Source organism: Clostridia bacterium, from assembly GCA_028698525.1.
Classification (GTDB): Bacteria; Bacillota; Clostridia; order JAQVDB01; family JAQVDB01; genus JAQVDB01.
The window spans coordinates 1-11779 of record JAQVDB010000062.1 but is presented as its reverse complement, the minus strand read 5'-3'; the positions used below and the strand labels follow the sequence as shown (position 1 = coordinate 11779).

Genomic DNA, 11779 nt, shown 5'->3' with positions numbered 1-11779 from the left:
AGAACGTTCATTTCTGTTCTATTCATGTGGTTTCGATACATTTTGAACTTATTTTACCCGTTCCAGTCCCAGTTCCGGTGTCTAATTTAACAATTTAGAACCTACTATTGAAAAATTATTTTTTAATTAATATCTCCATATCTGTAATAAATTCATAAATTGTTACAAATCCAGTTTTATCTATTTTTTTGCTATAAGTTTTTGAGAAATTCTTGTAATTACACCAAAAGTATTCTTTAACTCATAATCAATATATAAAACTAAATTATTCTGTGGTGAAATATCTCTAGTATCATAATTTAAAGGAACCTCTTTAATCTTTTTTATATTATCATCATTTATAGATAATATAAAATATCTATCATAATCTTTAGTTTCACGATAAATACCCTTGCTTTTCATTGAAACTTCGAATTCGTTTTTAATCCATTCTTTAACCCATGTTCGACATTTATAAAATTTATAGTAGATGTAAAATTTTGCCTGTACTTTTAAAAAATAAATTTATTCCTCTATCTTCTATTGTTATTAATTCAAATGAAACGCTTGAAAACCCATTTAACTTAAGATCTTACTCGAGTAATTTCAAATTAGCTTCTGCGAATCTTTCGTTTGATTTTTGGAGAGATACATTTTGTATATAAGAGATAAGCCCCAAAAGAAAGGTTCCAAATAATGTAATAATACCAGCACAAAATACCAACCAATCGCTTTTCTTTAATCCAACCCCTATTGGTAGAGGGCCACTTCTAATGAATAGTAACCAAGCTATCACATAAGCAATCATAACAACTCCTATTGATATGCAAATTACTTAACTATCCTACATTTCTTCATAGCACATCTCCTTCGTTTATGATTTTATCATAAATATATATCATACCTTTCAAGCTAATTTAATCCATATAAACAAAGAAATTTTAAAGTTTATTTGGAATTAAAATCCCTACATTTAGAAATCAAATATGACCTATCAAAAAAAATCAGTTTTTACTTCAAATTGATATATTATGTTTTCCATCTTTTTTTTGCTAGATTTATCACAAAACATATCATTTTACTCCCTATATCCAAAGCCTCTTTACAAGATACATAAACCTTAATTGCGGGTCTCTTATTCTATTCATTCCCTTTTTAACTTCTATAAAAAAAGCTTTTTCATTAAAAACAAATAAATCTGGATTTTCTATACTATATCCACTTTGAAGATTTAGTTTTAGTAATTTCGAAAATCTGTTTAACTGATCAATTGCAACCAATGACCTAATCACTTTATTAAATTGATCATATTTGGATCTTTTAGAAATTAAATCAAAACTATTATTAAATACATTGTAACCTTTACTCCTATAATGTTTTTCTGCCATCCATTCATCAAAACCATATCCATTACTAACTCCTAGTCCTTACCACTCTAATATAAATAAAGGAACAATTTCAGGTTTAATATCTTTCCATAAATCTAATAAATCTTTTTCAAATGGAAGTGTTAGAGTTTTAATGATTATAGATTCCATAAAACTAACTCCTTCTGATTTTATTTATCCTCATTAACAGAGGCAGTATCTATAACCTCAAATTTAATATTTAAAAGTTTTTCTTTCAAATCACTAAGTATATTCTCTAGTCTACTCTCTATAAAAATATCTAAGGCATTTTCTGGCATCTCATGTTCTCTTGACCAATCTAAGATTTCAGGAGATATTAAATGGTTCTTTAGTACTTCACCAAAACTTCCTGAATCATAATCTTTGATATATTCTATTGGATTTTTATTGCTAATTCTTATATTAGTTATCTGAGTTAAATAAGCAATATTCATTAAACTATTGCCTCCAAGTTTGTTTTTAGCAATATTTTTCTCAATATAATCCATAGGAAATATATGGTGTAAATTCGGTTTATCAGTAATGGTGTAATATACATCTGAAAGCACACTACGATTTGGATTTTCCCAGTCTCTTGGGTCTTTACTTGCGTACAAGGATAAAATAGATCTAGATAATCTACCTCTTGAACTATAGGAAGCTGTTCTTAAATCGTTTCTATCAATTATAAATTTATCAAACTCTGGATTTTCATCATTTTTCTTCTCTTCTAAGAAACTAATATGGTTCCATAAATGAGTAGTATTTCTTAGCAAATCTTCTCTATGAAAACTATAATACCAAAAATATTTATTTATAAATTCATAATCTGGTCTTTTATTTTTATAAAAATAGTATGCTATTGTCATGTAAAAATATCTAAAAGGTATTAGATGTGGACCTTTTATTCTCAAATGATTTTCAAAAAAATCAAAAGTTTTTAATATAGCTTTTTGCGCTTCATCCCATACATTTTCAATTTGTTCTGCACGAATATTATTTAAGTATCTATCAGTAATATTTAAGACTCCAGATCCTTCAACATCTTTATTAATTAAAACAGCTAATATCTGTAGATACGTTAGGTCATCAATATTCATATATTCACTAGTTTTAGATGTCTTAAATCTATTTATAATATCTCTTAAATAAAATTCTTTTTGTTCTTTATTTGATGGCCTAAATGTCTTTGCAACAATGATATCAAATATATTTAATGGCTTGCCTTCCTGATTTATTCTTTCAAATATCTCACATACTTCCGATACCTGTATTCCCTTAAGTTCAATCAAGGAGATTCTATAGTTATCTAAAACACTTTTAATTTTTCTTAACTGCTTTCTTACAGGATGATTATAGCTATAATTTTCTTCTGACTTGTTAACCAAATTTTCTTCTATTAATCCATAATTTTCTTTAATATCTTTCAATTTAACTATAAGACCTTGATCATATCTTCTTTTTCTCTTCATATTAGCTCTTAATCTTTTATTATCATCATCTATCTCATTCCAAAATAAAAATCTTTTTTTATAGCTATCATCATCTATCTCTTCTGAGTCTTCGATTGTTAAATCCACATAAAGACTTGGTTCAAAATCTTTGTTTCCCTCAATTTCACCTCCATAAATTGAAGTCAACAGAGAAGTAGTCCTTTGCTGTCCATCTAAAATATACTGATACTGAACCCGTTCAAATTCTTCCCCACCTATAACATGTCCACCTACTTTTCTATGATTCTGAAGCTTTACATCAGTCTTCCAAATCAAAATACTTCCTAATGGATAAAATTTATAAATACTATCCCATAACTTTTTCACATTATCTTTTTCCCAAACAACTTCTCTTTGAAATGTAGGTATCTGGTAATTTTTATTCCTTAAGTCTTCTAGATAAGAGTATATACCCTTATCAGTTGGTTTAATCCTATCTACATAACTCACTGTACTCATATAGCTTGCCCCCTTGTTTTATAAAGTTTTAATATTTTTATAAATCAATTTAATTTATTTTTGATTATACTAAATGAATTTATTTAACTAGCATATCTTTGACTTCCCATCATGGCGTCTTCCAGTAAATGAGTAAACACTATATCTGATTTTCTAGTAAATATTTCTCAATTGTAGCTATCAGGTAAAAAATCATCTAATACTTTCTCAACTCTTAATTTTACTTTTCTTCTAGGTTGTTCATCTTTATACCAGTCTACAACTTTTGTTTCACTATCTTCTCTCATAATAGCTTCATATAGTTTTTTAGCTGATAATTTCACTTGTTCTTCTTCTTTTTTAGTTAAATTGTCTTTTTTCAATAGATCATATAACTCTAATTCTTTATCTGTCAAGCCTTCTTTGATATTTCTTTCATCTTCTTCTTTTAGGTCATCTACAAAACCTATTAAATCTTCATAGTAGTTTTCATTACTTGAATTTCCTGAATTATACTTATCTATTATGACTTTGTATCTTTCAGAGAAAGATATTCTTGTCTTATTTTCTTCTAATAGTTTTTCAAGTTTTTCTTCTATAAAGCTTCTAAGCTCTTGTATTTCGATATTCTTGTATGGTGATTCTTGTATTTTCCTTTTTATATCTTCTGTATTTATTTCTGCAAGACTTATAGTCTTCATAGCCTTTATTCCATATTCTTCAGAACCATCTTCTTTTACAGAATTAGCTTTAACACTTAAATCCAATGTTTTATCTAATTCAATTTTAGCCCTATCTATATTTACATCTCTAACAGCAGCCTTAAACATATCATCTAGATAAAATATAATAGTAAGATATTTATTGTTCCATCTCTTTTCAAATACTTCTGGTTTACTGCCCTCATATATATTTCTACATAAATTTGTATAAATCTTAAATTCTTCTTTGTAATCATCTTTATCTAGTAATATATTTAGATATTCTTCAAATAAAGATATTCTTGAAAAGGCTTCGTCTATGTCTAATATCCTATCAAAATCTATACTAAGCTTCTTGCAAAACTTATAAGTTTCATCTATAGTTTGATCCAATAAATCTAGCATAGCTTCTATATTTTTTACAGGCATTTCGTCTTCATTATCTGGATTCGCATAGTCACCAAGGGCCCTTTTCATAGATTTAAATAGGTTTAGATAGTCTACTATTAGACCTGAGTTTTTTCCTGGATATACCCTATTTACTCTTGCTATGGCTTGCATTAGGGTATGTCCCTTCATAGGCTTGTCTAGGTACAAGGTAGATACACTAGGGGCATCAAATCCCGTTAACCACATTATAAGATAATAGGGTTATCAATATCTGCTATATGTGTAGGCTCTTCATTGTGAAATCCCATATATTTTTTTGTTGATTGATCTATTACTATAACTTCCCCTTCTTCATACAGTTCTTCCTCTCTATAAAAATGTCCTGCTTGTAATCTATTGACCAAGTCTCCAACTCTTTTTACTTCCCATGCTTCAGGTATACCTTTTATAAATTTAGTATTTTCATATCCTGGGAATCTCATTCTTACAAACCATTCTTTATATATTTCTTCTGCTGTTTTTTCTAGGATTTCTATTCTTCTATTATTGTTTTCTATTAACTCATCATAGGTTGAAAGAATGTATGCTATTTTTTCTTGGGTTTTTAGGTCTGGAATTTGAATCTTAATATTTTTGAAATCTTCTATTCCAACAGCTGGATATGCTGCTCCTTTCGCAATTTGGCTTATATGGTCTACAAAACTATTGGGATTTATTTGGAACGATTAAACCTAATGGCTACCGTCAATTTAATACAGCCTATGTTGAAATTCCAAAGAAAATGGGAAAGTCTGAACTAGCAGCTGCCATTGCCCTTCTCCTAACTTGTGGTGATGGAGAAGAAAGAGCGGAGGTTTATGGCTGTGCTGCAGATAGAAATCAAGCATCAATTGTTTTTAATGTAGCAGCTGATATGGTTAGGATGTGTCCTCCCTTAGCCAAGCGAGTCAAGATTTTGGATTCCATGAAAAGATTAATCTATCAGCCCACAGGAAGTGTCTATCAAGTCTTATCTGCTGATGTTAAAAATAAACACAGCTTTAATACCCATGGAGTTGTATTTGATGAACTTCATACCCAGCCTAATAGAAAGCTTTATGATGTTATGACTAAAGGAAGCGGTGATGCTAGAACCCAACCTCTTTATTTTTTAATTACTACTGCTGGAGATAATCAAAATAGTATCTGCTGGGAAGTACATCAAAAAGCTGTGGACTTGCTTAAGGGTAGAAAAACTGACTCTACATTTTATCCAGTTATTTATGGAGCAGACATGGAGGATGATTGGACTGATCCTAAGGTTTGGAAAAAAGCTAATCCTTCACTTGGAATAACAGTCACTATGGATAAGGTTAAAACAGCCTTTGAATCAGCAAGACAAAACCCAGCTGAAGAAAACAGCTTCAGACAGTTAAGGCTTAATCAATGGGTAAAACAGGCTGTCCGCTGGATGCCTATGGATAAGTGGGATGCCTGTGCTTTTAAAGTAGATCCAGAAGATTTAAAAGGTAGGGTTTGCTATGGAGGACTTGACCTATCTTCTTCTACAGATATAACTGCCTTTGTTTTAGTCTTCCCTCCAGAAGATGAGGATGATAAATATGCAATCCTCCCTTACTTTTGGATACCAGAAGAAAATATTGATTTAAGAGTTAGACGAGATCATGTAAATTATGATTTGTGGGAAAAACAAGGATATATTAAAATGACTGAGGGAAATGTTGTTCACTATGGTTTTATCGAATCTTTTATAGAAGAACTAGGGACGAATTATAACATTAGAGAAATCGCCTTTGACCGATGGGGCGCTGTTCAAATGACTCAAAACTTGGAAGGTATGGGTTTTACAGTTGTACCTTTTGGTCAAGGCTTTAAAGATATGAGCCCTCCAACAAAAGAATTAATGAAACTTACCTTAGAAGAAAAGTTAGCCCATGGTGGCCATCCTGTCCTTCGTTGGATGATGGATAATATATTTGTTAGAACAGATCCTACTGGAAACATTAAGCCTGATAAAGAAAAGTCTAGCGAGAAAATTGATGGTGCAGTTGCCACAATTATGGCCCTCGATAGAGCTTTAAGAAACGATGGTACAAATACTAGTAGTGTATATGATGAAAGAGGGATATTAATTTTCTGAGTTTAGTATTGCAAAGTCAGCTAAATATTAATTAACTATTATTTTAAAACACATGACTTAATTATACTATCACCCAGTGAGTGGTGCGTTCAGTAATCTTGACAATGTTCCTGTAAAGACATATAATGTATAACATATTTGTGGAATAGGAGCCGACATATGAATCTTATTGATTATTATCAGGAATGGTATGAATGTTTTTATAAAAACCTAGAACTAGTAAAGAAGACCAACCCCTTTCTATTGAATCCTGAATATAAGGATAGATGCGAAACTATGCTTTTTGGCCAGGAGGCAAACGAAATGCCTGCAGATAAGATATTATCTTTTAATGAAGCATATACGGGTATTCTAGCCTCATATAAAGACTATCTTCTGAAGGTGCTTAGATATGAACAACTAGAGCGCAATGGTAAACTAACAAGAAGGCTAGGAAATTTTGAATACCTACATTTATTGCTAGCCGGAATAGACAGAAAAAAGATTGATAATAACAATCCCAAAGAGATAGAAAAGCATCTTCTTCTTTTTAATCGGATCCTTGTAAATAATATTAATAAGGTGTCTAGCGGTGGGGAATATACTAAATTTAATGAAAAAAACGAACTTGCATTTGCAGACATAAAAAATAATATAAATATATACCAGGCAGAAATAGAATACTTTAGACCTAAGTATCTTATTTTTGCGTGTGGACCATCATATGCGATACAAATAGAGAGGGCTTTTAAAGTAGATATTAAAAATAAGAGGCCAACAAAAAATGAAGCGATTGCTGATATAACGGATAGTTTTTCTAATTATAAAACCGTAAAAAAAGCACTATATACTTACCATCCTCAGAACCGTATTTTTTCCCATATTGATTTATATAAAAAAATAACAAATTGTCTTAGCTAAAGATTTTATTTATAAGCATCTCACTCGAGGTGCTTTTTTCATGCCCATTTTAAGGATGTTGGATAATATCTATGTAAAAGTAGACCCAGCTGGGAATATAAAGCTAGATATAGACACGAGTACAGAGAAGATGGATGGTACTGTAGCAACTATAATGGCATTTGATAGAGCAATTAGGAATCAAGGGAGTAGTGGTAGTGTTTATGATGAGAGAGGGATATTTATTTTGTAAAACAAGGCAAATGTTTTTGTAAAGGGGTATACAAAACAAAACAATAATGATACAATATCCTTAACAAATAAAAGGAGGTTGTATTCCATGAAAATTGATGTTAATAAAATCATTAGCTCTCAAGAATTATTAGAGGATTTTAAAGGTATTTGTGAAATATTGGAATCAGATAATGAGATGTTTATATTTCAAAGTAATAAACCTTCCCATGTCATAATGACAATTGACCATTACCAAAACATAGTAGGGTATTCAAGAGAGAAAAATACGGATACTGTAGATTATGCTGACAACGAAGATCTAGATACAATGCTAAATAAGATTGGCAAAAGAATATTTATTGACTACTACTATATTTTCAAGACAGATGACAACCCTGAGGATCAATTAATTTCTGAAGACTTTACCCTTAATTCAAGAAGAAGTAGAAGCTCCAGTGCAAGGAAAATTTTCAGAGATAACCTTCAATTAGCAGCATTAAAAAATATTATTCAGTCCCCAAGACTCGATGAAGAAACTCTAGATAAAGCAAGGGAGATATTAGAATCGGAGACAGGAACTAAATCAGATATTAGTCCTATAGAAGAGTATAATTGCGAGAAAGATAATATGAAGATTGGAAAGACCGTCAGGTATTTATTAACACGTTTCTTGCAAGGTGAACACCTAACAGAAAATGAAGTAAGGTCTATGACTGATGAAGAATATTCAAAAAGAATATTTAATATAAATTTCCAAGTGCTAAAAGAAGTGGATGAAAATGCTTCAATTGATGAACAAAAACGTGACCAAAGGGGATACAACAGATACTACGATTCACCTATAGGAATGGGTAATAAGAAATATCTTTTATGTTCTCAATGGGTTGATAACCTGCACAGAAAGGCTTTTGAACGTTGGCTAGAAGATAAGCTTATGGAAATTCTTATTTCTCGTGTTGAACTACTAAATTCAGGAACTGAGTTTAGAATAAAGGATCAATTAAGTGACTTTTGGCAGTATATACCACATAATACACTAAGGTTGTTGGGAAAGAAATTCTACAACTATTCAATTAGTCAAAAAAATATAGAACCAATTGACAAACGCAATAATAATCAATATTATAAAAAACTTTAGGAGGTCCTTAAATGTTATATTCAGTTGATAGTGGTAAATATATTGAAAAACTCCCCCATAAAAAGGAGTTTGATAAGTGGATGAAAAATCTCTCTGACTATGACTACCAGAAGATAATTGATGCACTTAATGATAAGATTGATAAAAGTGACATCAATACATCTAGTTGGATTCCTGGAAACAATTGGACAGGGACTGTATATGAGCCTATATTCCATGCCTGTGGGGACAACATAGAAGCTTCTGGATTGTTCTTTGGTTTGATTCTATTTGATTTATTAATGCAGAGACAAGATGCTGTATGGGGCTTCGGGCGTTATGAGAAAAATGGAGTGCCAATTCGAGGAACAACTTATTTTATTCTTCAAAATCCTCCACCAAGATAAAATAATAGTAAAATTTCAAAAACCGTTTCCTAATAGGGACGGTTTTTTCATGCCCATTTTTAGGAGGTGAGACAAATCCAAATACCAATATTATCAAGATTATTTAAATCAAGGGCTGAACCTAAAAACTCTTTATTTGGCTCTACCTATAGTTTTTTCTTTGGGTCCACGAATAGTGGAAAAACAGTCAATGAAAGAACAGCTATGCAAACCACAGCTGTATATGCCTGTGTAAGAATACTAGCTGAAACAATAGCTTCACTGTCGCTTCATACTTATATGAATACTGAAACAGGGAAAGAAAAAGCTAGGGAACATCCAATGTATCACCTTCTTTCAGATTCCCCAAATCCTGAGATGACTTCATTTGTCTTTAGAGAGACACTTATGGGTCATCTTTTATTATGGGGAAATTCCTACTCTCAAATAATAAGGGATGGCCATGGCAAAGTGGTAGCCTTATATCCCTTGCTTCCAGACAAGATGAAGGTGGAAAGAAGTGAAAATGGTGAAATCTACTATATCTATAACAGTGAAGGAAAAGATTATCTTTTAAGAAATACAGAGGTGCTTCATATACCAGGTTTAGGGTTTGATGGACTTATTGGATACTCCCCAATTGCCATGGCTAAAAATGCGATTGGTATGGCACTGGCTACTGAAGAATATGGTGCTAAGTTCTTTTCAAATGGAGCAAACCCTGGTGGAGTTTTGGAACATCCTGGAGTTGTAAAGGACCCTCATAGAATTAGGGATAGCTGGAATCAAGTCTACCAAGGAACATCTAATGCTCATAGGGTGGCAGTTCTTGAAGAAGGGATGAAATTCTCACCTATAGGTATTCCACCAGAGCAAGCACAGTTTTTAGAAACAAGAAAATATCAAACTGAGGAAATCTGTAGGATCTTTAGAGTTCCTCCTCATTTGGTTGGTGATTTAGAAAGGGCTACTTTTTCAAATATTGAACATCAATCAATTAGCTTTGTGGTTCATACTATTAGACCTTGGCTAGTTAGTATAGAGCAATCTATTAATAAGGCTCTCTTTTCAGATAAAGAAAAAGAAAAATACTTTGTTAGCTTTTTAGTTGAGGGACTCCTTCGTGGAGATTATGAATCAAGAATGAGGGGTTATTCCATCGGCATTCAAAATGGTTTTATGTCTCCCAACGATGTCTGGGGTCTTAGGGGCTACCCCTAAATCCTTCTGATAAGAACAAGTAGAAAATTGAATAGAATAAAGCGAACCTTAAGGTCCGCTTTATTCTATTTTCTCGTAAGTGTCCGTACACTTACTGTGCTTGCTCATATACTAATAGTATAGGAACAGGGGAGTGTAACTGTAACCTAGGATTTCAAAAGTCCTCAAATAAAGCATTAGCATTTATTTTTATTCCCGTAAGCGTTGATATTACTTAACTTTCTTTTCTACTAGCCTGATTCTAAAGGTTTTAAAAACTTGGTTACAAGTTACAAGGTTTCACAGTTACAATTTTTCTTTCTTTTCCTCTCTCTCATAATAAAGTTTTACAGGTATAGATACCCCACTAGGAGCAATCCTTTTAGTCTTTGATGATCTGATAGCCTTCCATTCTGGGAAGTAGTTGTCCATTATTTCAGAGAAAGATTTTGATTTTATTTGATAGCCTTGCATGGCTAATTCCTTGAAGCAGGTTACATTAGGCTCTTGACTTCTTGGCTTATATTCTTCTAAGAAGTACCTGATATCTTCTACATCTGGATTGAGGTATTTAAATTTTTCTTGCTCCATGTAAAAATCTTTTAATAGTTCTTTTGGCAAAGTCCAAGAATGTTTCTTCTCTTTGTAAAGTTTATAACCATAGGCTAAGGCCTGGTTAAAATCTTCTCGAATTAAATCTAGATATTCTTTTTCTGATTGGTCTCTTTGAAAATCCTTGTCTAGATAAATGGCCTTCTTTCTATTTTCCTTGTGACATTCTACAGGTAAATATCTTCTCTCTCCTGTATGGTCATTTAAAAAAGTTCTTTCATTTAATGTTCCAATTAAAATACAAGTCCTAGGAACATCGGTAGAAAATTTCTCATAAGGAATTCTTATTCTATCACTTAGTTTAGATAAAAAGGATTTTGCTTCATTGGCAGACTTTGCATTTCTTAAGGCTACAAATTCTTCAATTTCTACTACAGTCTTTCCCATTAAGTTCATAACAGCATCCTTACCTTGAATGTTTTCAATGGTACAAAACCAATCATCTTTAATGGCTAAGTATCTAGCAAAGGTAGATTTACCTATTCCTTGACCACCTACTAAGACTATCATTTCATCAAACTTAGCTCCTGGTTCAAAGACTCTTTTTATTAAACCTAAAATCATATGTTCCATAATCCAGGCATTAAGTTCTGTATCTTCTGCTCCTAGATAGGTAGGCAGAAGTTTTCTTATTGTTCCTTCATCACCCTTCCAATTTAATCTTTCTAGATATTGCATGGGTGGGCTTATTTCGTATTGGTTGGCTACAAACCTAATTGCCTCCCACATCTTATTGGCATTATAGTTTAGGTCAAATTGCTTTTCGATGTCTAAGCCTAGTCTATTATTTAAAGAGTCATCCCATAGCCTTATTTGATTTGG

10 protein-coding genes and 2 pseudogenes are annotated in these 11779 nt (G+C 31.6%); 6 read left to right on the top strand and 6 right to left on the bottom strand.

Features of this window, described 5'->3' with window-relative positions; genetic code table 11:
- Positions 1-180: 180 nt before the first annotated feature.
- The 5 genes from PHP06_08965 to PHP06_08945 all read right to left on the bottom strand — a co-directional run bounded on the left by PHP06_08965 (position 181) and on the right by PHP06_08945 (position 4871).
- Positions 181-402 carry a hypothetical protein gene (locus PHP06_08965; GenBank protein MDD3840682.1) on the bottom strand — a complete coding sequence of 74 codons (222 nt, stop codon included), beginning with the start codon at positions 400-402 and terminating at the stop codon, positions 181-183.
- Between the two features lie 662 nt (positions 403-1064).
- Positions 1065-1367 (bottom strand): hypothetical protein, encoded by a 303-nt coding sequence (locus PHP06_08960; GenBank protein ID MDD3840681.1) that lies wholly within the window; start codon positions 1365-1367, stop codon positions 1065-1067.
- A 170-nt stretch (positions 1368-1537) separates the two neighbouring features.
- On the bottom strand, positions 1538-3319 hold the full coding sequence (locus PHP06_08955; protein ID MDD3840680.1) for a DUF262 domain-containing protein: 1782 nt from the start codon (positions 3317-3319) through the stop codon (positions 1538-1540).
- A gap of 167 nt (positions 3320-3486) precedes the next feature.
- Positions 3487-4560: a DUF3387 domain-containing protein gene (locus PHP06_08950; protein MDD3840679.1), complete on the bottom strand. Its 1074-nt coding sequence runs from the start codon at positions 4558-4560 to the stop codon at positions 3487-3489.
- Between the two features lie 74 nt (positions 4561-4634).
- Positions 4635-4871: a hypothetical protein gene (locus tag PHP06_08945; protein ID MDD3840678.1), complete on the bottom strand. Its 237-nt coding sequence runs from the start codon at positions 4869-4871 to the stop codon at positions 4635-4637.
- Between the two features lie 217 nt (positions 4872-5088).
- Here PHP06_08945 and PHP06_08940 point away from each other — a divergent pair.
- The 6 genes and pseudogenes from PHP06_08940 to PHP06_08915 all read left to right on the top strand — a co-directional run bounded on the left by PHP06_08940 (position 5089) and on the right by PHP06_08915 (position 10366).
- A pseudogene (locus tag PHP06_08940) lies at positions 5089-6529 on the top strand (terminase large subunit).
- A gap of 303 nt (positions 6530-6832) precedes the next feature.
- The gene (locus PHP06_08935) at positions 6833-7429 is read left to right on the top strand and encodes a hypothetical protein (protein ID MDD3840677.1); all 597 of its coding nucleotides are present in this window, start codon (positions 6833-6835) and stop codon (positions 7427-7429) included.
- 43 nt (positions 7430-7472) lie between these two features.
- A pseudogene (locus tag PHP06_08930) lies at positions 7473-7661 on the top strand (terminase large subunit).
- An 87-nt stretch (positions 7662-7748) separates the two neighbouring features.
- Entirely contained in the window at positions 7749-8780 is a 1032-nt protein-coding gene (locus tag PHP06_08925; GenBank protein ID MDD3840676.1) for a DUF1413 domain-containing protein, read from the top strand.
- A gap of 11 nt (positions 8781-8791) precedes the next feature.
- Positions 8792-9166: a hypothetical protein gene (locus PHP06_08920; GenBank protein ID MDD3840675.1), complete on the top strand. Its 375-nt coding sequence runs from the start codon at positions 8792-8794 to the stop codon at positions 9164-9166.
- A 75-nt stretch (positions 9167-9241) separates the two neighbouring features.
- Positions 9242-10366 (top strand): phage portal protein, encoded by a 1125-nt coding sequence (locus PHP06_08915; GenBank protein MDD3840674.1) that lies wholly within the window; start codon positions 9242-9244, stop codon positions 10364-10366.
- Positions 10367-10651: 285 nt separating this feature from the next.
- Here the strand turns inward: PHP06_08915 and PHP06_08910 are convergent.
- Positions 10652-11779, bottom strand: a 1128-nt coding sequence (locus tag PHP06_08910) for a VapE family protein (protein ID MDD3840673.1), incomplete at its 5' end; no start/stop codon positions are given.